The organism is Pseudomonas sp. MWU13-3659 (assembly GCF_023757525.1).
In the GTDB taxonomy this organism is placed as follows: domain Bacteria; phylum Pseudomonadota; class Gammaproteobacteria; order Pseudomonadales; family Pseudomonadaceae; genus Aquipseudomonas; species Aquipseudomonas entomophila_E.
The window spans coordinates 293,179-313,209 of the sequence record NZ_JAMSHW010000004.1 but is presented as its reverse complement, the minus strand read 5'-3'; the positions used below and the strand labels follow the sequence as shown (position 1 = coordinate 313,209).

General features: G+C 66.6%; 18 protein-coding genes and 3 pseudogenes. 14 read left to right on the top strand and 7 right to left on the bottom strand.

Annotation, left to right across the window (positions count from 1 at the left end; translation table 11 throughout):
* Window positions 1–39 precede the first annotated feature (39 nt).
* A pseudogene (locus NGM28_RS08365) lies at window positions 40–279 on the bottom strand (hypothetical protein); the annotation flags it as partial.
* A 143-nt stretch (window positions 280–422) separates the two neighbouring features.
* Here NGM28_RS08365 and NGM28_RS08360 point away from each other — a divergent pair.
* Genes NGM28_RS08360 through NGM28_RS28805 form a run of 8 tightly spaced genes read left to right on the top strand, consistent with a single transcriptional unit; the run spans window position 423 to window position 8,483 of the window.
* Window positions 423–935, top strand: a complete 513-nt coding sequence (locus NGM28_RS08360; protein WP_252089722.1) for a hypothetical protein — start codon at window positions 423–425, stop codon at window positions 933–935.
* Between the two features lie 40 nt (window positions 936–975).
* A complete protein-coding gene (locus tag NGM28_RS08355; RefSeq protein ID WP_252089720.1) occupies window positions 976–1,995 on the top strand; it encodes a beta-ketoacyl-ACP synthase 3 in 1,020 nt (339 codons plus the stop codon).
* The gene (locus tag NGM28_RS08350; RefSeq protein ID WP_252089718.1) at window positions 1,995–3,002 is read left to right on the top strand and encodes an NAD-dependent epimerase/dehydratase family protein; all 1,008 of its coding nucleotides are present in this window, start codon (window positions 1,995–1,997) and stop codon (window positions 3,000–3,002) included. Before NGM28_RS08355 ends, NGM28_RS08350 begins: the two co-directional genes overlap by 1 nt.
* The gene (locus NGM28_RS08345) at window positions 2,999–3,853 is read left to right on the top strand and encodes an MBL fold metallo-hydrolase (RefSeq protein ID WP_252089716.1); all 855 of its coding nucleotides are present in this window, start codon (window positions 2,999–3,001) and stop codon (window positions 3,851–3,853) included. Before NGM28_RS08350 ends, NGM28_RS08345 begins: the two co-directional genes overlap by 4 nt.
* Window positions 3,843–5,201 (top strand): F390 synthetase-related protein, encoded by a 1,359-nt coding sequence (locus NGM28_RS08340; RefSeq protein ID WP_252089714.1) that lies wholly within the window; start codon window positions 3,843–3,845, stop codon window positions 5,199–5,201. The genes NGM28_RS08345 and NGM28_RS08340 overlap by 11 nt, the downstream gene beginning before the upstream one ends.
* Window positions 5,189–6,310, top strand: coding sequence for an ATP-grasp domain-containing protein (locus NGM28_RS08335; RefSeq protein WP_252089712.1), 1,122 nt, complete (start codon window positions 5,189–5,191; stop codon window positions 6,308–6,310). The genes NGM28_RS08340 and NGM28_RS08335 overlap by 13 nt, the downstream gene beginning before the upstream one ends.
* Before the next feature lie 29 nt (window positions 6,311–6,339).
* Window positions 6,340–7,479, top strand: a complete 1,140-nt coding sequence (locus NGM28_RS08330) for a hypothetical protein (protein ID WP_252089711.1) — start codon at window positions 6,340–6,342, stop codon at window positions 7,477–7,479.
* Complete coding sequence (locus NGM28_RS28805) at window positions 7,476–8,483, top strand: Rieske 2Fe-2S domain-containing protein (protein WP_252089707.1); 1,008 nt, start codon at window positions 7,476–7,478, stop codon at window positions 8,481–8,483. The genes NGM28_RS08330 and NGM28_RS28805 overlap by 4 nt, the downstream gene beginning before the upstream one ends.
* On the opposite strand, the gene NGM28_RS08320 is transcribed toward NGM28_RS28805, so the two are convergent.
* The 6 genes and pseudogenes from NGM28_RS08320 to NGM28_RS08295 form a co-directional block, all read right to left on the bottom strand.
* A complete protein-coding gene (locus NGM28_RS08320; RefSeq protein WP_252089705.1) occupies window positions 8,416–9,006 on the bottom strand; it encodes a hypothetical protein in 591 nt (196 codons plus the stop codon). The two genes, NGM28_RS28805 and NGM28_RS08320, sit on opposite strands and share 68 nt — an antisense overlap.
* Before the next feature lie 132 nt (window positions 9,007–9,138).
* A complete protein-coding gene (locus NGM28_RS08315) occupies window positions 9,139–9,561 on the bottom strand; it encodes a GNAT family N-acetyltransferase (RefSeq protein WP_252089703.1) in 423 nt (140 codons plus the stop codon).
* A gap of 230 nt (window positions 9,562–9,791) precedes the next feature.
* A pseudogene (locus NGM28_RS08310) lies at window positions 9,792–10,707 on the bottom strand (AraC family transcriptional regulator).
* A gap of 56 nt (window positions 10,708–10,763) precedes the next feature.
* A complete protein-coding gene (locus tag NGM28_RS08305) occupies window positions 10,764–11,702 on the bottom strand; it encodes an alpha/beta hydrolase (RefSeq protein WP_252089701.1) in 939 nt (312 codons plus the stop codon).
* Window positions 11,699–12,643, bottom strand: coding sequence for an alpha/beta hydrolase (locus tag NGM28_RS08300; protein WP_252089700.1), 945 nt, complete (start codon window positions 12,641–12,643; stop codon window positions 11,699–11,701). Before NGM28_RS08300 ends, NGM28_RS08305 begins: the two co-directional genes overlap by 4 nt.
* Before the next feature lie 509 nt (window positions 12,644–13,152).
* Window positions 13,153–14,070, bottom strand: a complete 918-nt coding sequence (locus NGM28_RS08295; protein ID WP_252089699.1) for an AraC family transcriptional regulator — start codon at window positions 14,068–14,070, stop codon at window positions 13,153–13,155.
* A gap of 289 nt (window positions 14,071–14,359) precedes the next feature.
* Here NGM28_RS08295 and NGM28_RS08290 point away from each other — a divergent pair, with 289 nt between their 5' ends.
* The 6 genes and pseudogenes from NGM28_RS08290 to NGM28_RS08265 all read left to right on the top strand — a co-directional run.
* Window positions 14,360–14,656 (top strand): hypothetical protein, encoded by a 297-nt coding sequence (locus tag NGM28_RS08290; protein WP_252089697.1) that lies wholly within the window; start codon window positions 14,360–14,362, stop codon window positions 14,654–14,656.
* Window positions 14,657–15,082: 426 nt separating this feature from the next.
* Complete coding sequence (gene ligD, locus NGM28_RS08285) at window positions 15,083–17,545, top strand: DNA ligase D (RefSeq protein WP_252089695.1); 2,463 nt, start codon at window positions 15,083–15,085, stop codon at window positions 17,543–17,545.
* Window positions 17,545–17,793 (top strand): hypothetical protein, encoded by a 249-nt coding sequence (locus NGM28_RS08280; protein WP_252089694.1) that lies wholly within the window; start codon window positions 17,545–17,547, stop codon window positions 17,791–17,793. The genes ligD and NGM28_RS08280 overlap by 1 nt, the downstream gene beginning before the upstream one ends.
* Entirely contained in the window at window positions 17,790–18,830 is a 1,041-nt protein-coding gene (locus NGM28_RS08275) for an acyl-CoA dehydrogenase family protein (protein ID WP_252089693.1), read from the top strand. Before NGM28_RS08280 ends, NGM28_RS08275 begins: the two co-directional genes overlap by 4 nt.
* Complete coding sequence (locus NGM28_RS08270; protein WP_252089692.1) at window positions 18,827–19,597, top strand: PIG-L deacetylase family protein; 771 nt, start codon at window positions 18,827–18,829, stop codon at window positions 19,595–19,597. Before NGM28_RS08275 ends, NGM28_RS08270 begins: the two co-directional genes overlap by 4 nt.
* Window positions 19,594–20,028 (top strand): annotated as a pseudogene (locus tag NGM28_RS08265) (class I SAM-dependent methyltransferase); the annotation flags it as partial. The gene NGM28_RS08270 and the pseudogene NGM28_RS08265, both read left to right, overlap by 4 nt.
* Between the last annotated feature and the right edge of the window lie 3 nt (window positions 20,029–20,031).

Sequence of the window (20,031 nt, the reverse complement as noted above, 5' to 3'; positions counted from 1 at the left end):
TGCGCATAATGTATATTATGTTAAATCATGTGTTATGTCAGACATGCCTATTTCAATATAATCGATGCCTATCACCGCGGCGCCGCTCAGCCACAGGAAGATCAACGCATTGCCTACCGACTTCTGCAGGCCGGCCAGGTGGCTGGCATCGTGCCCTGCCGCCGCGCGGCCATTGAACAGGCCCTTGGCCATCGTCACGTCGCTGGCGAACACCAGGCCAATGACAATGCAACACGCCAATAAATGAACATACACAACCGACAAACGTACCAGCTCCATGGATTCTTTTTGCCCGAACAGGCTAATAATTGTATTGATCTCCACGACTACGTCTCCACTTCATACATACTCGATTAACTTGCCGCAGGCAAATCCGGTATGCTGCCGCCCTCACCGAACACGGACATCGGCCAGCCTGCACCATGGAACTGCATTTCAGCGTGACCCCCGCCCACACCGAAACCCGCCTGGCCGCAAAACTGGCCCTGGAGACGCGCAAGCATGACGCGCTGATCGCGCGGGTCGAGACCTGGCAGAACCGCCAGCGCGCCTGGCTTCGACGGCTATTTCCGTTCCTCGCGCGCCTGTTGGCCCCACGCGAACCGCGCAAGCCCTTGCAACGCTTGAACCACCGCCTGATCGCATTCCAATTGCGCCAGGCCCTCAAGGCCAGCGAAGGGCATTACTGCCTGGCCTTCGACGATCAGGGCTTGAGCTTGAGCCGCGCCAAGGGCGCCAAAGCCAAGCTGGCCTGGGGGCAGGTCACCCACCTGCGCGAAACCCCGGACTTCTACGCCGTAAGCTGTGCCCGGCTGGAGCGCAAAGGCAAGGCCTTGTACATCGCCCGGCACAGCGAGCTGATGCCGCAAGCGCTTTACCAGCAAGGCTTGCAGGCGTTTCTGAGCCAATGCCCGGTGCCGCCGACAAGCCGCTGAATGCTCCACTCACCCCCGACGCACCACTGATGGAACACCCATGCACGTTTCAGCTCCCTCCCCCCGCCCCGCCCGCGCACTGGCCATTCTCGGCACCGGTCACAGCCTGCCGTCACGGGTGCTCACCAGTGCCGAACTGGACACCCCGCTGGGCCTGGCGCCCTGCAGCGTGGCGCGGATCAGCGGGGTGCACCAACGCCATGTCGCCGGCCCCGCCGACAACGCCGCAAGCCTGGGCGCGAGTGCCGCGCACCAGGCCCTGCAGGCAGCCGGCGTAGGGCTGGACGAGCTGGACCTGATCGTCTGTGCCAACGCCACCCAGGACCAGGGCATGCCGTGCAACGCCGCCTTGCTGCAGCGTGAACTGGGCCTGGGGCACAGCGGCATACCGGCGCTGGACATCAACGCCAGTTGCCTGGGTTTCATTGCCGCGCTCGACACCTTGTCGTGGCCGATCCAGGCCGGGCAGTACCGGCGGGTGCTGCTGGTGTGCGCCGATATCGCCTCGTGCGGGCTCGACTGGCAGCAGGTGGAGGTCAGCGGCATCTTTGGCGACGGCGCAGCGGCCGTGGTGCTGGGCCCGGGGGACGGCGGCGGCAAGGTGCTTGCTTCACGCCTGAAGACCTACGCCGAAGGCGCCGAGCTGTGCCAGATACCGGCCGGCGGTTCGCGCTTTCACCCAAGGCGCATCGACCAGCCGTTCGAGCCGCTGACCAGTTTCAGCATGCACGGCAAGCGGGTGTTCCGCCTGGCTGCGCAGCACCTGCCGGCGCTGCTGGACGACCTGCTGGCCCAGGCCGGGCTTGGCCTTGCGCAGATCGACTGGGTCATCCCCCACCAGGCCAGCCAGCAGGCCATGGCGCATGCGGCCAGGCGCCTGGGGGTGGCCCCGGGCAAAGTCATCGATATCTTTGCCCGGCATGGCAACCAGGTGGCGGCCTCGCTGCCCACTGCACTGGACATCGCCGTGCGCGACGGGCGCATCCAGCGCGGGCAACGGTTGATGCTGATCGGCACCGGCGCGGGCTTGTCCCTCGGCGGTGCGATCCTGGAGTTCTGATGAAAGTCCTGGTTACCGGTGGCACCGGGTTCATTGGCCGGCATCTGGTCTGGCACCTGGCCGCCCAGGGTTGGCAGGTGCTGTTCAGCGGGCGCAACGCCCAGGCCGCTGCCGAGGTCATCGACCACAGCCCCGCGCAGGTGAGCTGGCTGGCATTGGCCCACGGCAGCGCCCAGGCGGCGGGCCAACTGACCGAGGCCAGCCAAGGCTGCGACGCCATCGTGCACTGCGCGGCGCTGTCCTCGCCGTGGGGCTCGGCGCAAGCGTTTCGCGACGCCAACCTCGAGGCAACCGCCGAGGTGATCCAGGCCTGCCAGGCCAACGGTATCGCCCGGCTGGTGCACCTTTCCACGCCGAGCCTGTACTTCGACTACCGCGACCGCCTGGGCATCCGCGAAGACCAGCCGTTGCCAGCGCCGGTCAACCAGTATGCGCGCACCAAGGCGCAGGCCGAGGCCCTGCTGGCCCTGGCCGAGCTGCCGGCATGCGTGATCCTGCGGCCACGGGCGGTGTTCGGGCCGTGGGACGCAACGCTGATGCCGCGCCTGCTGCGGGTGATGCGCCGCGGGGCGATACCGCTGATGCGCGGCGGCCAGGCGCAACTGGACCTGACCTGCGTCGACAACCTGGTGCATGCGGTATGGCTGGCACTCACCCGCCCCCTGCCGCGCCCGCTGTGCGTGTACAACCTGAGCAACGGCACGCCGCTGCCGTTCAACGCGCTGCTTGCACAGATGGCCGAACAGTTCCAGCTGCCGCTGCGCACCCGCAGGCTGCCCTGGCCGCTGGTGCACGCCGTGGCCCACCTGCTGGAGCTCAAGGCGCGCCTGGGCGATGGCCGCGAACCGTTGATCACCCGCTACGGCGCCGGGGTACTGGCCTTCAGCCAGACTCTGGACATCGGCGCCATCGAGCGCGAGCTGGGTTACCGCCAGGTGCTCAGCCAGGCCGAGGGCATCGCCCGCTATGCCCAGTGGTGGCGGGCCCGGCAAGGTGGCGCGCAATGAGCCGCAGCGTGCAGTTGCGCATTCTGCGCGCCGGCTGGTGCCAGCACCTGGCGTGCATGGCCGACCGCGGCGGGCGCCTGGCGCCGGCGCAGTTCCCGGCGCTGTGCGGGCTGATCCGCCACCCCGAGCACGGCTGGATTCTCTACGACACCGGCTACGCCGAGCATTTCTTCCACGCTACCCGCCAATTGCCCGAGCGCCTGTACCGCAGCGCAGTGCCGGTGCAACTGCCAGCGGCGCAACAGCTTTCGGCGCAGTTGCATGCCTTGGGGCTGAGTGTTGCGGATATCCGCTACGTGATCATTTCGCATTTTCACGCCGACCACATCGCCGGGCTGCGCGACTTCAGCAATGCCCGCTTCATTGCCCTGGAGGCCGACTACCGGCACCTCGAAGGCCTGCGCGGGCAGCGCTGGCGCGCCACCCTGGGCGGCCACCTGCCCGGGCTGCTGCCAGAGGATTTCAGTGCCCGCCTGCAACTGGCCGATGCCAGTGCGCGCTGCACGCTGCCGGGCTGGATGGCACCGTTCGAGCACGGCCTGGACCTGTTCGGTGACGCCAGCCTGATCGGCGTGCCGCTGCCGGGGCACAGCACCGGGCAGCTGGGGTTGTTCATCCCCGACGCCCAGGGCCGGCCGGCGTTCCTGGTGGCCGATGCCTGCTGGTCGGCCCCGGCCTGCCGCGCCGGGCGCCTGCCGGCGGCGCCGGCGCTGTGGTTCGCCAGCGCCGAGCGCCGGCAGTACACCCGCACCTACCACGCTTTGGGCCAACTGCTGTGCCGGGAACCGGCGCTGGCGGTGCTGCCGTCCCATTGCACCCAGGCCTGGGAGGCCTTCATTAATGAGCGGTGAACGCCTGATGGGCACCTTGCGCAGCCTCGGCGCCTTCATCGTCAGCCGCTATGCCCTGCGCTTTCGCCGGCGTGACCGGCTGGAAGCCTGGCAGGCCCGATGCCTGGCCGGCTTCATGGCCAGGGTGATGCCCCGCAGCCAGCGCTTCGAGGGGGTTCGCCACGCCAACTTGCAGGCCTTGCCGCTGATGGACAAAAGCACCCTGATGGGCGATTTCGCCGGGTTCAACACCCGCGCCCTGAGCCTTGAGCAGGTGCTGCCGGTGGCCCTTGAAGCGGAACGCTCGCGCGACTTCAGCCCGACCCTGGGCGATATCACCGTGGGCCTTTCCAGCGGCACTTCGGGGGCGCAGGGGGTGTTTCTGGTCAGCAGCGAGGAACGCCAGCGCTGGGCCGGCATTCTTCTGGCCCGCACCCTGCCGCGGGCATTGCTGCCACGGCTGCTGTGCCCGTGGCTGGCACCGTTGCGGGTGGCGTTCTTCCTGCGCGCCAACAGCCGCCTGTACACCACCCTGGCCAGCCGGCGCATCGACTTCGCCTTCCACGACCTCACCCTGGGCCTTGAGGCTTCGCTGGCGCGCCTGGCGCAACACAACCCCGACGTGCTGGTGGCGCCGGCCACGGTGTTGCGCGGGCTGGCCCAGGCCGCCTTGGCCGGGCGCCTGGCGCTGGCCCCCAGGCACATCCTGTCGGTGGCCGAAGTGCTGGAAAGCCCCGACGCCGACCTGGTCGAGCAAGCCTTCGGCCGGCGCCCACAGCAGATCTACCAGGCCAGCGAGGGTTTTCTCGGCTACACCTGCGAGGCCGGCACGCTGCACCTGAACGAAAGCCACCTGCACATCGAACCGCAATGGCTGGACGCTGCGCGCACTCGCTTTCAGCCGATCATCACCGACTTCTCCCGGCGCACCCAACTGATCGTGCGCTACCGCCTCAACGACATCCTGCGGGTTGCCAATGCACCCTGCCGTTGTGGCCGCGCCGAGCGGGCCATCGCCGCCGTGGAAGGCCGCGCCGACGAGGTGCTCTGGCTGCCGCGCAGTGACGGCCGGCAACTGGCGCCGCTGTACCCCGATGTGCTGCGCCGCAGCCTGCTGATGCTGGGGCCGGCGCTTGAGGAGTACCAGGTTCGCCAGCACGGGCTCGACTGGCAGGTGGATGTGCTCGGCGCAGGCGACCACACCCAGCTTTGCCAACGCCTGGCCACAGCCCTGGCCGAGCTTTGCCAGGCCCATGGCCTGCAGCCGCCACGCCTGAGCTTCGGCCACTGGCAGGCGCCCCCACCTCACAGCAAGCGCCGCCGCCTGCTGATGCTGCAACTGCCCGAGGGTTTGCCATGCGTGTATTGATTCTGGGGGCACGCGCACCGGCGTGCCTGGAGTGGGCCCGCGCCTTTGCCGAGGCCGGCTGGTCGGTCAACGTGGCAGACTCGCTGGCCCAGCCACTGAGCCGCTTCAGCCACGCGGTCGAGCACTTCGTGCGCCTGCCCGAGCCCCGCCAAGACCCCGAGGCGTGGCTTGAGGCGCTGGCCGATGTGGTGCACAAGCGGCACATCGACCTGTTGCTGCCCACCTGTGAAGAGGTGTTCTACCTGGCCCACGGCCTGGAGCGCCTGCGCCCGCTGTGCCGGGTGTTCACCAGCGACTTCGCGCTGCTGCACCGCCTGCACCACAAGGGCGACTTCGCCGCCATGACCCAGGGCTGGGCGGTGGCCGCACCGCCCACCCGCGTGCTGCACGACGTCCAGGCACTGCAGGCGCTGGCCGGCGAGCGCGACAGCCTGGTGTTCAAGCCGGCCTACTCGCGCTTCGCCTCGCACACGCTGATCCGCCCGGGCGCTGCGCAACTGGCCCGGCTCAAGCCCAGCGCCCAGGCGCCCTGGGTGGCCCAGCAGTTCGTCGCCGGGCAGGAATACTGCAGCTTCAGCGTGCTGGTGGGCGGCAAGCTTACCGCCCACGCCAGTTACCAGCCGCGCTACCGGGTCGGGCGCGGGTCGGGCATCTATTTTCACAGCTGCGCACCGGCGCCGATCGCCGCCTTCGTCGAGCAGTTTGGCCAGGCCACCGGCTACACCGGGCAAGTGGGCTTCGATTTCATCGAGGACCAGCAAGACCGCTTCCATGTACTCGAATGCAACCCCAGGGCCACCAGCGGCGTGCACCTGTTCGACGACCAGCGCCGGCAACTGGTGGCGGCGCTGGATGCACCCCAGGCGCCAACCCTGCACGCCACCCTGCAACCGCGCATGATCGCCCTGGCGATGCTGCTGCTGGCTGCGCCGCGGCGGGCACTGAAGCCTGGCTTCTGGCACGACTACCGCCAGGCCCGGGATGTGATCGTGCAGGGCGCCGACCGTGGCCCGCTGACGGCCCAGGTGCTGAGCCTGGCCGAGATCATCGGCCGCGCCGCGAGCCGGCGCTGCGGCCTGCTGGCCGCCTCCACCGCCGATATCGAGTGAAACGGCCAGCCGCTCGGGGCGCCGCGCCCATGAAGCTGTTGATGCCTGAGCAATTGACGCAACAGCCGCCCACACCCGACGACAGCAGCGCCCGGCAGTACGTGCGCAGCTGCGCCGGTGGCGCATTGATCGGCAATGTCAGCACCGCCCTGGCGCTGCTCGATACCGGCAGCCAGCAGTTCCCGGTGAGCATCAACCACGGCAACGACCCGGCAGGCAACTGCTACGTGGTGTCGCCGCAGACCGCCTACAGCGGCTATGCCCGCGAAGAGCTGCAGCGCCTGCGCCGCCCGTGGCTGGCCTGGCCGCTCAAATACCTGACCCAAGCTGTCGATAAGCTGCTGAGCGCGGCGCAGGTAGACCGGCTGGTGCAGGTGAACAACTGGCTGCTGTCCACCAACCTGTACCCACCGGACTGGGACGGCGCCGACCTGCCGGCGATCACCGCGCTGCTGCGGCGCACCTTCCCCGACCATGGCTTTGGCTTTCGTTCGCTGAACGACTTCAGCAACCCCGCCCTGCGCCTGCGCCTGCAAAAGCTGGGCTACCTGGCCATCCCCAGCCGCCAGGTGTACCTGTTCGACGGCCGGGCCGGCGACCAGTCGGCCTTCCTGCGCCACCACAACACCCGCCTGGACGCCACCTTGCTGCGGCGCAGCCCGTATACCGTGGTGCCGGGCGAAGCCTTGGCCGACGCCGACTTCACGCGCATCGAGCAGCTTTACAACCTGCTGTACCTGGAAAAATACAGCACCCTCAACCCGCACTACAGCGCAGCCTGGCTGCAACGCGGGCACCGTGAAGGCTGGTTGCAGCTGCGCGCCCTGCGCAGCCCCGAGGGGCGCATCGACGGCGCCCTGGGCTGGTTCGCCAACAGCGCGCTGCTGAGCACGCCGATCGTCGGCTACGACACCGCCCTGCCCCAGCGCGCCGGCCTGTACCGGCAGCTGACCCGGCTGTGCCTGCAAGAGGCGGTTAACCGCCGCCAGGTGCTCAACTTCAGCTCTGGCGCCGCGGCGTTCAAACGCCTGCGTGGCGGCCAGCCGCAGATCGAGTACAGCCTGGTGTACGTGGCCCACCTGCCGTTCGGCCGGCGCCTGGTGTGGCGGGTACTGGCGGTGCTGCTGCAACGCCTCGGCGTGCCCCTGATGAGGAAGCTCAAACTGTGAACATTCAAGCAGGCTGGTGGCCCGTCGCCCTGAACCGGCAACTGCGCCGCCAGCCCCTGGCCTGCACCCTGCACGGCGTGCCGCTGGTGCTGTTCCGAGGCGCCACCGGCGCCCCTGCGGTGCTGCCCGACCGCTGCCCGCACCGCTTCGCCGCACTGAGCGCCGGCCGCGTGTGTGACGGGCAGATCCAGTGCCCCTACCACGGTTGGCGCTTCGACCCGCAAGGCCGCTTAAGCCACCTGCCCGGGCGTGAGCAGCAGGCCTGCAGCCAGCCGTTGCTGCAAGCCCTGCACAGCTGCGAAGCCCACGGGCTGGTGTGGGCGAGCCTTGACGCCGAGCCCCCGGCAGCAGCGCCGGTGGCGCCCGCCGAGCAGGCCCAGGCGCTGGACCTGTTCTGGATGAGCGACCAGGTGCGCTGCACCTTGCAGGACGCCGCCGAGAACTTCCTCGACGGCTTTCACACCCCGTTCGTGCATGCCGGCTGGATTCGCCACGACCGCAAACGCCAGCGCATCAGCACCTGGGTGCACCGGCTGGAGGATGGCGTCGAGGCGCAGTACAGCGATGAAAGTACCCAGTCAGGGCTGATTTCGCGCCTGCTCGAAGGCGAGCGCGGCTTGAGCATGGGCCGTTTCCGTTTACCGGGGCTGGCCGAAATCGAGTACCGCGACCGCCAGGGGCGTCTGAACCTGCTGGTCAGCGCCTGGCTGAGCCCCGCCGCCGAGGGCGAACTGCGGCTGTTCGCGCGCATCGCCACCGCCCGTGGGCGGGCCCCGGCCTGGCTCAAGCGCGGGGTGCTGCAGGCGCTGTTCAAGGTGATCCTCAAGCAGGACCGGGCGATTCTGGAAAACCTCAGCGCCAACCGCCAGCGCTTCGCCGCGCTGGCGCTGCGCCAGGCACCGCTGGACAGCCCCCAGGATTTGCTTGGGCCGTGGATCAGGCAGTTGCTCGAGCATGGCGAGCTGCAAGGGTTCGAAGAGCGGCGTGAGACGTTCTTGCTGTAACGGTGTGGCAACTTGAAGTCTGGCGCGCTCCCTGTAGGAGCGGCCTCGTGCCGCGAAAGGGCCGCAAAGCGGCCCCGGCAATTCTGCAGGACGGCGCAGCCCTATCGCGACACAAGGCCTCCTCAATCAATCCGATGGAAACGGCCGAGCTGATTGATCCTGCCCGGGCGTGCTCCAAAAGCTGCTTCAGGGTCGATTCACATCCTGCAGCTTGGTGGGAAGCCTCATGGTGCTCTTCGAGCAAGGTCTTGAGTCGTCGGCACTCGGCTTCCGCTTCCTTATGCATGTCTTGAGGCGACTTTGCGCCGACCCTTCGTGTCGTCACAACGACCTCGAGCTGCTCACCACTGGCATCAAGCGTCATGTCGAACACATGTCCAAAGTAGTTCTTGATGCCGTGCTGAACCAGGTAATGGCCGGCGGTCTCAGCCAGGAGCTCCGAAGGGTTGAGCGACTTGTAGCGATTGAGCTCCTCCTTGAGGGCAGTAATCTCCGCCTGGGATGAAATTACTTCATCAACCATTACCAGTCCCTCGTCATTGACCTAATCGATTAGAAGCCCAGCGCCAGCTGGGTTCACAGCCGAGAGTAATGATTGCTGACTCCTGGGCAAGCCAAAATGAAGGCACCAAATCTGGGGGCAGTGGCCTCGCTACTACTGAATCGGTTTGCGATGCCGCTCGACCTGCCGCGGCGAACCATGCTTGGCAATGAACGCATACATCGCATCCTGGATCGGGCGCTCAAGATCAAAGTCGCCATAACGGGAAATCAGTGCCGGCCAGGCAGCTTTTACGAGACCGTGTCGTCGATAAGGCGGGGCCAGCCAGATCCAATGCAGCTCCCAGGAAACTTCATCCTCGGCATAAAAGCCACAGGCGCCGGCGATGGCTCCGTCATCGCTTATGAACAAGTGGCCACGCCATTCTGGAGGCCCGGCTTTGGATGCGGAGCCCTCCCACTGTACTCGGTCGTAACCAAATTCGAAGCGAAATGCCCGGGCCCGCTTCAGCACCTCCTCGTGCATCCACAGAGGGCTATCTGAATCCACCAGAAGGCTGCCCTCCTCTACAGGCATCAGCGAAATGTCCGACGCCTGTGGTTGCGGGGCTTGTGATGCACGGGGTTTGCAATTCCTTATCCATACCAATCCTCCTGCGGCCCCGCGAATGGCGCGGGGCCTGATCGGTGAACATCAAAAACGAGCATCAGCTCGCCAGATCAATGCCGGGACTGCACGCGACCCAGCGCCACCTCCACCAGGGCTGGGGCGCTGTCGATTTCGTGCATGTCGGCAAAGGCAGTGGTTCAGTTCAGGCGCAGGCGGCGGATATCCCGCTGGGGCGGCTCGCCAAACAGCCGGGCGTATTCACGGCTGAACTGCGAGGCGCTTTCGTAGCCGACCCGCGCGGCGGTCACGCTGGCATCGAGGTTCTGCGTGAGCATCAGCTGGCGGGCTTCCTGCAGACGCAGTTGCTTCTGGTACTGCAGCGGGCTGGAGCCTGTGATCGTGCGAAAGTGCTGGCGGAATGTCGAAGGGCTCATGTGGCAACTGGCGGCCAGTTGCTCGATGTTCAGCGGCTCGGCGAAGTGGCGCTTGAGCCAGTTGATGGCGCCGGCGATTTGCTGGCTGGGCGCGCCCTGGTTGATCAGGTGGCGCAGCTGCGCGCCATGGGGCCCGGGTCAGCAGGCGGTAGGCGATCTCGCGCTGGATCAGCGGGGCCAGGTACGGCAGCAGCACCGGGTCGGACAGCAACTGCACCAGGCGTAGCACGGCATCCAGCAACCCCTCGGTCACGGGCTCCACGGCCAGCGAGCAGAAACCGCAGTCGCGGGTGGGCGATGGCAGGCGCAGCTCGGTGGCCAGGTGCAGGATCTCCTGGGGCGCCAGGTGCAGCATCAAGCCAAGAAACGGCTCGGTGTGGCTGCCCTCCACCACCGTGGACACCACGGGCAGGTCGACGGCGCTCAGCAATGACTGGCCCGGCCCGAAACGCAGGACCTGCTCGCCAAGCACGACCTGTTTCTGACCCTGGGCGGTGATCCCCAACCCCAGGCCGTAGATGCAGTGCATGGGTTGGGTGACGGCGCGGCGGCGGTGCAGGGTCAGGCCGGGTATGGCCGTCTCGTAGTCGCCGTCCGAGGGCGCGATGCGGGCGATGGCCTGGGCCAGTGCGCGGCTGTCGGCAAAAGACGGCCGCAACGGTTCGAAAGGCGCGTTCATGGGCTAACTCGCTAGACGGGCGAACCAGCGCAGGGAGCGCTGGTCAGCCGAGGGCATCACTGCAGATGCTTGCGCAGGAAAGGTACGGCTTGCGCCATGGCCAACGCGACGGGTTCGGGCTTGTCGTACAGGTCGTAGTGCGACCAGCCTTCGGCCACGTAGATCTGCTTGTCGGTGGAGGCCGCCCGGCCATAGATTTCCCAGCCATCGCGGTACGCGCCGAAAGCGCCTGGCTTGTCGCCGATGACCACCAGCAGCGGCTGGGTCAGCAGCGATTCGGCGTTGAGGAAGGCATCCCAGCCGAACGCCGCGCTGTTGAACGAGAACAGGCCGCTGGTGGCACCGTTGGGCTGCTGCCCGCGCGGCGTCTTGTAGTAGTCGGTCGCTTCGAGCACGTCGATATCGGTGATGCCCGCCTGGCGCCCCTCCTCGACCGAGTTCGGCAGGTAGTTGATCACGTTGCGCGCGCCACCCTGGGCTTCGGCGATGCGCTGGGCGGCCATGGCCTGCAGCGCCGCAACCGGCTGGAAATTGCTGAAGCCTTCGCGGATCAGGCGGCCGAAGTTGACCCCGGTGATCGAGACCAGTGCCTTGATGCGGTGGTCGGTGATGGCGGCATGCACGGTGTAGGCACCACCGCCACAGATGCCGATGGCACCGATGCGTGCCGGGTCGACGTAGGGCAGCGTCACCAGGTAGTCGATGGCGTAGCGGATGTCGGACACGCGGATCGACGGGTCTTCCATGAAGCGCGGCTCACCGCCGCTGGCGCCCTGGAAGCTGGCGTCGAAGGCGATCACCACGAAGCCCTCCCTGGCCAGGCCTGCGCCATAGACATTGCCCGAGGTCTGCTCCTTGCAGCTGCCGATCGGATGAGTGCTGACGATGGCCGGGTACTGTTTGGCAGGGTCGAAGCCTGGCGGCAGGTACAGGTCTGCAGCGGTCTCCCAGCCCAGGTTCTGGTAACGGACGTGCTTGATGGTGATATCGCTCATGGGTTTCTCCAGATAGATCGTATGCACAGGGCGTAGCGAGTGATCAGAGGTTGGCCTGGAAGAACGGCACAAGGTGTTCCATGGCCGTAGACCCCAGGACCGTCGTACAGGTCCATGTGCGCCAGGCCGTCCAGTACCACCAGCTCTTTCTTACCCTGCGCCTTGGCGTGCAGCTCCTGGCTGTGCCACAGCGAACCGGCCTCGCTGCCGGCGATGACCAGCGTGGGCTGGGTCAGCAACTGCTCGACCAGGTCGAAGGCATCGAAGGCGACCCAGGCGCCCAGGCCGTTCATCAGCATCTTGTTCTGCGCGTTGGGGTGCTGGGCGCGGGGCGTCAGGTAGTAGTCGGCGGCTTCCTGCAGGTCGCGGGGCGCGCTGGTGTCGCCCAGTTGCGGCACATAAGGCGCGTAGACCGGCGCGGCACCGGCCGCTTCAGCCGTGCGCTGGCCGGCCAGAGCGTCGAGCACCGGCAGCAGGTCGTTGATCGAGCCCTTGCCCTCCCAGCCTTTGCGGGTGGCGGTGCCGACGTTGACCGCGCTGGCGGTGGCCAGCGCCTTGATGCGGCGGTCTACCGAAGCCGCCTTGGCCGCGAAGCCGCCACCGGCGCAGATCCCCAGTACACCGATGCGCTGGGCGTCGACGAAGCCAAGGGTGGTCAGGTAGTCGACGGCGCTGTACACATCGGCCACGCGGTTCATTGGCTCATCGAGGAAGTGCGGCTCGCCGCCGCTGGCACCCTGGTAGGAGGCATCGAAGGCCAGGGTGACGAAGCCCTGTTCGGCCAGCAAACGGGCATAGGTGCCAGCGGTCTGCTCCTTGACGCCGCCACCTGGGTGGACGGTGATGATCGCAGGGTACTGCTGGCTTTTATCGAATGCGCTCGGCAGGTAAAGGTGGCCGGCCATCACGATGTTGCGGTTGTTGAACTGGACGTCTTGCATGGTGTTGCCTCCACGAGGGTTTGCCGTTCGTTGGAGGCCAGTATAGGAATGTGGTGGCGGGGATTTTTGCCTAATCCAACTCCTTGCTTGCACGTTTCAAGGAGAGTTGAAAGTAACAAGGACCAGCAACCGTCCCCGCCAGACCGCGTACAACAATAATTTTAGTGCCATCAATATGCTGAAAGACTTACGCCAACGCCCTCGACACATTGCCTATTACGCAGGGCTACGATGGTCCAGTAGCGCCTGTGAGATCATCGCGGATGAATCCGCTCCTACATGTACCGAACCTGTCAGGCCAGGCATGGTCACGTTGCAATAGGTGTAGGAGCGGATTCATCCGCGATGCGCCGCCCGCGCGGCGCTCGATCTGATAGGCGCTATAAGGGTTGCGGCGAACACCTTGCAGCCCTTGGTCAACTGGCCAGCCCCGCCTGGCGAGGGCCGACTCCCAGGTCGAGTAGGCATCGCGCCCCAGCATCAGGCGCACTGGCGGTTATGCGAGGCATTCAACCTTGCTGGCGCATGCGCCGCACATCCCGCTGCGGCGGTGCGCCAAAGGCTCGGCTGTACTCGCGACTGAACTGCGAGGCACTCTCGTAGCCCACCCGTCCCGCGGCCTGGCCTGCGTCCATGTGCTGGTTGAGCATCAATTGCCGGGCCTCCTGCAAGCGCAGTTGCTTGTGGAACTGCAACGGGCTGACGCCGGTCAGTTCGCGGAAATGCTGGCGGAAGGTCGAGGGGCTCATATGCACCCGCTCGGCCAGGTCGTCGATACGCATCGGCTCGGCCAGGTGCTGCTTCAGCCAGGCGACCACCTTGGCGATCTGCTGCATCGGCGAGCCGGCGGTAACCAGGTGACGTAGGGCGACACCCTGCTCGCCGACCAGCAGCCTGACGATGATCTCCTGCTGTACCAGCGGGGCGAGATGGTCGAACAACGCAGGCTCGTCCAGCAACCCGAGCAAGCGCTCCAGCGCACGCACCACGCCGCTGTCGAGTTCGGCGATGACGATGGCCTGGTGAGTGCCGGCCTTCGGTGGCGCTGGCAGTTGCAGGTCTTCAACCGTGCGCATGACCTGGCTGGGGTCGAGGGTCAGCATCAGCCCCAGGAAGGGCTTGGCAGGTGACGCCAGCGCGACTTGGGACACCACGGGCTGGTCGATGCTGGTCAACATGCCCTGCCCCGCCTGGTAATGCAGCACGGCGCGCTGCTGCATGACCTGCTTGCTGCCCTGCGCCACCACGCCCAGGCCCAAACCGTAGATGCAGGGCATCGGCTCGGTGGGTGAGGCGCGACGGTGCAGGCTCAGGGCCGGTAGCCGGGTGACCAGGTCCCCTGCGCTTGGGACGTGCCGGGCGATCAAGGCGCTCAAGCCTGGAAGGCCTGACTCAACGTCGTCGCGGGGGGACTCGAGGCGGGTCATGCGTTTCTCCATCGGCATTGCCTTCATGCTCCGGGCAATGATGAAGGTTATTGCACCAATCGACCACTGTGCCGACTTCCCCCCGGCTCATGCCTTATTGGGTAAGGCGGCCCCCAGGTACGGCCGCACAAGCCACACTCTGCACTGCTGTTGTTCACCCACTAAATGTTTGCCCCGCGGAACTTCAGGCAACTGGTCCGAAAATCCGAGAATCTTTGCAGTGCGATGACTGACGGCCCAGTCACAACTGAACACAGACCTTCCTGTGTTCGACCAGAGGTAAGCCATCATGGCTAACAATCAAGACAAGGGCGGCGACCGTAACGCCGATACCAACGTGGGCAACGCCGGCCAGCAAGGGGGCCACGGCTCGGCAGGCGACATGACCGATCGGCAGAGAGGCGGTCAGCAGAGCGGCCAGCGCCCTGAAGACAAGACCGACAAGGATTGGGCACAGTCTCAGGACACCGGGCGGCAAGGTGGGCAATCGATGGAGCAGCCTGACGACAGGGATAACCTTTCCGATACGGGAAAAGTCGGTGGTCAACAACGCGACCAAGACCAGGGCATGGATAAGGAACGTTAATTACGACGGGAGTCCAACCAGGGCGACAGCGTTCGCCCTGGGGATCGTATTGAACAATTCCGGTACTGGCGGGATACAAGGCCGCGAACTCTCTGACGAGGTAACAGCCCATGATCGACCCCAACCACCCGGACCCTTATATCGATGAAGTGCCGCACGATCCCGGCGAAAAGATATCCCGGCCTTCAATGAGCAGTTGATCAAGGCACTGGCGGGTTGAATGTTGTTGATCCACGTCTTGGCCCGGTCGTGCCAATTACAATGGGGAGCGCGCTTTGAGCCCCCGGTAACACCGCACGCGGCCGGGGAAATAACTGCCCATAATGATTCAGAGTTTCTTTCAGCCCCCTCCCCGCCTTTTTTTGAACTCCGCGCAGCACCGCCGCCTCACAATCTTGAGACCCGCGAACCCTCCCGGAGCCCGCCATGGCCAAGCCCCTGCAGGAGTACCAGCGCAAGCGCGACTTCAATGCCACGCCCGAGCCAGCCGGCAAGCGCGCCTGCCCCCGCTCGGCCCATGCGCTGCAGTACTGCATCCAGAAGCACGATGCCAGTCACCTGCACTACGACTTCCGCCTGGAACTCGACGGCACCCTCAAGAGCTGGGCGATCCCCAAAGGGCCCTCCCTTGATCCCAAGGTCCGACGCCTGGCGGTGCATGTGGAGGATCACCCGCTGGATTACGCCAACTTCGAAGGGCACATCCCCGAAGGCCATTACGGCGCCGGCGATGTCATCGTCTGGGACCGGGGTGTCTGGGAACCCGAAGGCGACCCGCGCGAAGCCTATGCCAAGGGCAAACTGCGCTTTCGCCTGCAGGGCGAGAAACTATCGGGGGTCTGGAACCTGTTCCGCACCCACCTGGCCGGCAAGAAAGAGCAATGGATGCTGGTCAAATCCCATGACGGACAAGCACGCAGTGAAACCGACTACAGCGTCGTCGAGGCCCTGCCGGACAGCGTGCTGAGCGAGCGCACCCTGCCGCCACGGCGCCCGGCCAAGGCACCCGCCGCCAGGCGCAAGGCCGGCCGCAAGCCCCTGCCGGAGCTGCTGCAGCCGCAACTGGCCACGTTGGTCGACTCCCCGCCCAGCGGCGACTGGCGCTACGAAGTCAAGTTCGATGGCTACCGGGTCCTGGCGCGCATCGACGGTGACGACGTGCGCCTGTTCACCCGCAATGGCCACGACTGGAGCGCGAAGATGCCCCGTCAGGTCAAGGCGCTCAGGGCACTGGGGCTCGACGCGGCATGGCTGGACGGCGAAATGGTGGTGCTCGGCGATAACGGTGTGGCCGACTTCCAGGCCTTGCAGAACGCCTTCGACACCGAGCACGACGAACGCATCACCTATTACCTGTTCGACTTGCCCTGGCTGGGAGACGAGGACTTGCGCGAGCTGCCGCTGCTGGCGCGTCGCGCCACCCTGGCCAAGCTGCTGGAAGACAACGCTTCGCCGCTGCTGAGGTATTCCGCCGACTTCACGGAGCCAGTCGACTCGCTGCTCGACAGCGCCTGCCGTCTGGAGCTCGAGGGGCTGATCGGCAAACGATCCGACAGCCCCTACATCGGCCGGCGCAGCAGCGACTGGATCAAGCTCAAGTGCAAGCAGCGCCAGGAATTCGTGATCGTCGGCTACACCGACCCCAAGGGCAGCCGTCATGGCTTCGGCGCCCTGCTGCTGGCCCTGCACGATCACGACAGCGGCCAGTTGCGCTACGCCGGCAAGGTCGGCACCGGCTTCAGCGCCGCCACGCTGGACAGCATTCTCGCCCGCTTGAAGCCGTTGCAGACCGCCAAGCCTCCCTTGGCCAGCCCCCCCACCGGGGCCGAAGCCCGCGGCGTGCACTGGCTCAAGCCGCAACTGCTGGCGGAAGTCGCCTATGCCCAGATGACCCGCGAAGGCATCCTGCGCCACGCGGTGTTCCATGGCCTGCGCGACGACAAACCCGCCTCCGCCATCGACCTGGAACGAGCGATGCCCATCAAGCGCGCAGTACAGGCTCAACCCGAGGGCCTGGGCAGCTTGCGCCTGACCCACCCCGACCGCGTGATCGACGCAACCACCGGTACCACTAAACGCGAGGTCGCACAGTACTACGCCCAGGTTGCCGACTGGCTGCTGCCACAGCTCAAGAATCGGCCTGTAGCCCTGGTCCGGGCGCCGGACGGCCTGGGCGGCGAACTGTTCTTCCAGAAAAACGCCGGCCAGCTGCATATCCCCCACATGCTCAGCTACAGCAAGGCTCAGGCCGGCCAGGCGGCCATGGTGCTCAACCGCGCCGACAGCCTGCTGGGCGCGGTGCAGATGAATATGCTCGAACTGCACACCTGGAATGCTACCGACAAGGACTTCGACAGGCCCGACCGTTTCGTCCTCGACCTCGACCCTGATCCGGCGCTGCCGTGGAAAGCCATGCTCGAGGCCACCCAGCTGACCCTCACCCTGCTCGACGAGCTGCGCCTGAAGGTGTTTCTCAAGACCAGCGGCGGCAAGGGCATGCACCTCGTCGTGCCCTTGACCCGGCGCGCCGGCTGGGACGAGGTGAAGGACTTCAGCCATGCCTTGGTCGAGCACATGGCCGGGCTGTTCCCCGATCGCCTCAGTGCCGTGTCCGGGCCGAAGAACCGGGTCGGGCGGATCTTCATCGACTACCTGCGCAACGGCAGGGGTGCCACCACCGTCGCTGCCTACTCGCTGCGCGCCCGTGAGGGCCTGCCGGTGTCCGTGCCGATCTGGCGCGAGGAACTGACCCAGCTCAAAGGCGCCAACCAATGGAACATGGGCAATCTACTGACGCGGCTTGCCGAGGTGGACGACCCGTGGGCCGAAATGGCCGGAACCCGCCAATCGATCACCGTGCGCATGCGCAAGCAGCTGGGGATCGACTGATGGAACGCGTGGTGGATCTGCTGCAATGGCCCGCCATGCTGCTGACCGTCGCGGCAGCATGGTGTATCGGCTCGCGCCTCCCGCGCCGAAGACGCATCGGCTTCTGCTGCTTCATCGGCAGCAATGTGTTGTGGGTGGCCTGGGGCTGGCAGGTGCAGGCCTGGGCGCTGATCATCCTGCAGTTCTGCCTGTGCGCCATGAACCTGCGTGGCTGGAGGAAGAATACCCAAGGAGCGCCTGGCCCATGAGCATCGCCCAGGACTTTGACCTGACCCGCCTCGACCGCCTGTTGCGCCGTTTCGGCGCGCGACCGCTGACCATTAACCTCGACACCCTGCTGCCGGAATTACTGCATGCGCTGCACGCCGATCACCTCGACCTGCTGCCCCTGCCGGGCCAGGGCCGCACCCTCGAACGCTGGCGGGCCCTGGCGCGGGTCGCCGGTTACGATCTCAGCCTGGCCAAACTCTATGAAGGTCATACCGACGCCCTGGCGATCCTCGCCGAATGCGGCGCCGTCCACCATACCGGCGAAGGGATCTGGGGCGTGTGGGCGGCGGAGCCACCGGATGCCCGCACCCGCATCGTCGCCCGGGACGGCGAGCAGGTCCGCCTGCAAGGCCGCAAGGCCTGGTGTTCCGGGGCGTTGCAGATCGACCGCGCGCTGCTGACCGCCTGGGCTGACGACCAGCCGCAGTTGGTGGCCATCGAGCTGCCCCACCCCAGCCAGTGTGTCCAGGCCGACCACTGGCAGGCCGTTGGCATGGCCGCGACCACCAGTGTCGCCATCGCGTTCGACGACTCGCCGGGGCTGGCCATCGGCGAGCCCGGCCAGTACCTGGCCCGCCCAGGCTTCTGGCACGGTGGCGCGGGCATCGCCGCCTGTTGGTACGGCGCGGCCGAAGCCCTAGCGGACTACCTGCGCGACCACTGCCGCAAACCCCGGCCCGACCCGCACGCCGATGCCCACCTGGGCGCTGTCGATGCCGCCCTGCTCGGGGCCCGCGCCGCCCTGCGTGAATGCGCCGCATGGATCGACCGGCACCCTCAGGACGATGCCAGTTTCGAGGTACGTCGCACCCGCGCCCAGGTCGAGCAGGCGGTCGAATTGGTCATCCAGCATGTCGGCCGGGCGCTGGGCGCCACGCCGTTCTGCCGCAGCAGCCATTTCGCCCGGCTCAGCGCCGACCTGCCGGTGTACCTGCGGCAAAGTCACGCTGAGCGCGACCTGGCCGAGCTGGGCCGGCAACTGTCCGCCAGGCCAACAGGCGCATGGCAGCTATGAGCCAGAACCTGATACAGGCCGCCACCGGCACACCATGGAGCGCCTGGCAGCAGTCCGCGCATCTGGCCCGTGCCACCTGGCTGACGCCCGCTCGGCTGTGCCCGCCCGGCAGGCGGCTGGTGCTGTTGGCCCCGCACCCGGACGATGAAATCCTCATGGCCGGCGGCCTGTTGGCCAGCTTCCACGGCCGGGAACAGGACCTGGTGCTGATTTCCGCCACCAACGGCGAGGCCAGCCATCCGCATTCCAGCCAATGGACAGAGCACCGTCTGCGCCATCAGCGCCCTTTGGAGAGCCGCCATGCCCTGCAAACGCTGGAGTTGGACCTCAACCGGATCGAGTGGCGACGACTCAACCTCAAGGACGGCGCCCTGCCCCGCGATGAAGCCTTCCTGGTCACGCACCTGGAGCAGTTGCTCCAGCCCGATGACCTGCTGCTGACCACCTGGCGCGGCGATGGGCACTGCGATCATGAAGCGGCCGGCCGCGCCTGCGCCAGGGCGGCCCAGGCGCGCCGCGCGCAGCTGGCCGAGGTGCCGGTGTGGGCCTGGCACTGGGCCGCTCCCGACGATCCGCGCCTGCCCTGGTCCCGTGCCCATCGCCTGCCGCTCGACGAAGCGCGCCTGGCGCGCAAGCGTGAGGCCCTGGCCGCCCATGCCAGCCAGTTGCAGCCTGATGGCGATCATCCGCCGGTACTGCCCGAACAGCTGCAGGCCTGCTTGCTGCAACCCTTCGAACTGGTCTTCCTGTCAATGGAGTCGCCATGAGCCTCGACGCGCAGTATTTCGCCGACCTGTATGTCGGCAACGATGACCCGTGGGCCTTTCGTACTCGCTGGTACGAACGACGCAAGCGCGACCTGGCCCTGGCCAGCCTGCCTCGCCAGGGCTACGAACGCGTGTTCGAGCCGGGCTGCGCCAACGGTGAACTGAGCGTCCTGCTGGCCGAGCGCTGCGCCGACCTGGTGTGTCGGGACATCGACGCCACCGCCGTGGCCCTGGCCCGTCAGCGGCTGGCGGGCGTGAGCCATGCCCGCGTCGAACAGGGGCACCTGCCGGGCGACTGGCCGGGCGGACAGTTCGACCTGATCGTGCTGAGCGAGATCGGCTACTACCTGGCCCCCACCGAGTGGCTGCAGGTGATCGAGCAATCGGTGGCCTGCCTGAGCCATGACGGCGGCCTGTTGGCCTGTCACTGGGCA

What these genes read in the sequence shown, in the direction of transcription:
- NGM28_RS08280 (WP_252089694.1), top strand. Translation starts at nt 17,545, where the DNA reads ATGGAACGCGTGGTGGATCTGCTGCAATGGCCCGCCATGCTGCTGACC.
- NGM28_RS08270 (WP_252089692.1), top strand. Translation starts at nt 18,827, where the DNA reads ATGAGCCAGAACCTGATACAGGCCGCCACCGGCACACCATGGAGCGCC.
- NGM28_RS08315 (WP_252089703.1), bottom strand. Translation starts at nt 9,561, where the DNA reads ATGCCTGTAGAGGAGGGCAGCCTTCTGGTGGATTCAGATAGCCCTCTG.
- NGM28_RS08290 (WP_252089697.1), top strand. Translation starts at nt 14,360, where the DNA reads ATGGCTAACAATCAAGACAAGGGCGGCGACCGTAACGCCGATACCAAC.
- NGM28_RS08360 (WP_252089722.1), top strand. Translation starts at nt 423, where the DNA reads ATGGAACTGCATTTCAGCGTGACCCCCGCCCACACCGAAACCCGCCTG.
- NGM28_RS08320 (WP_252089705.1), bottom strand. Translation starts at nt 9,006, where the DNA reads ATGGTTGATGAAGTAATTTCATCCCAGGCGGAGATTACTGCCCTCAAG.
- NGM28_RS08350 (WP_252089718.1), top strand. Translation starts at nt 1,995, where the DNA reads ATGAAAGTCCTGGTTACCGGTGGCACCGGGTTCATTGGCCGGCATCTG.
- NGM28_RS08355 (WP_252089720.1), top strand. Translation starts at nt 976, where the DNA reads ATGCACGTTTCAGCTCCCTCCCCCCGCCCCGCCCGCGCACTGGCCATT.
- ligD (WP_252089695.1), top strand. Translation starts at nt 15,083, where the DNA reads ATGGCCAAGCCCCTGCAGGAGTACCAGCGCAAGCGCGACTTCAATGCC.
- NGM28_RS08340 (WP_252089714.1), top strand. Translation starts at nt 3,843, where the DNA reads ATGAGCGGTGAACGCCTGATGGGCACCTTGCGCAGCCTCGGCGCCTTC.
- NGM28_RS08305 (WP_252089701.1), bottom strand. Translation starts at nt 11,702, where the DNA reads ATGAGCGATATCACCATCAAGCACGTCCGTTACCAGAACCTGGGCTGG.
- NGM28_RS08300 (WP_252089700.1), bottom strand. Translation starts at nt 12,643, where the DNA reads ATGCAAGACGTCCAGTTCAACAACCGCAACATCGTGATGGCCGGCCAC.
- NGM28_RS08335 (WP_252089712.1), top strand. Translation starts at nt 5,189, where the DNA reads ATGCGTGTATTGATTCTGGGGGCACGCGCACCGGCGTGCCTGGAGTGG.
- NGM28_RS08275 (WP_252089693.1), top strand. Translation starts at nt 17,790, where the DNA reads ATGAGCATCGCCCAGGACTTTGACCTGACCCGCCTCGACCGCCTGTTG.
- NGM28_RS08345 (WP_252089716.1), top strand. Translation starts at nt 2,999, where the DNA reads ATGAGCCGCAGCGTGCAGTTGCGCATTCTGCGCGCCGGCTGGTGCCAG.
- NGM28_RS08295 (WP_252089699.1), bottom strand. Translation starts at nt 14,070, where the DNA reads ATGACCCGCCTCGAGTCCCCCCGCGACGACGTTGAGTCAGGCCTTCCA.
- NGM28_RS08330 (WP_252089711.1), top strand. Translation starts at nt 6,340, where the DNA reads ATGAAGCTGTTGATGCCTGAGCAATTGACGCAACAGCCGCCCACACCC.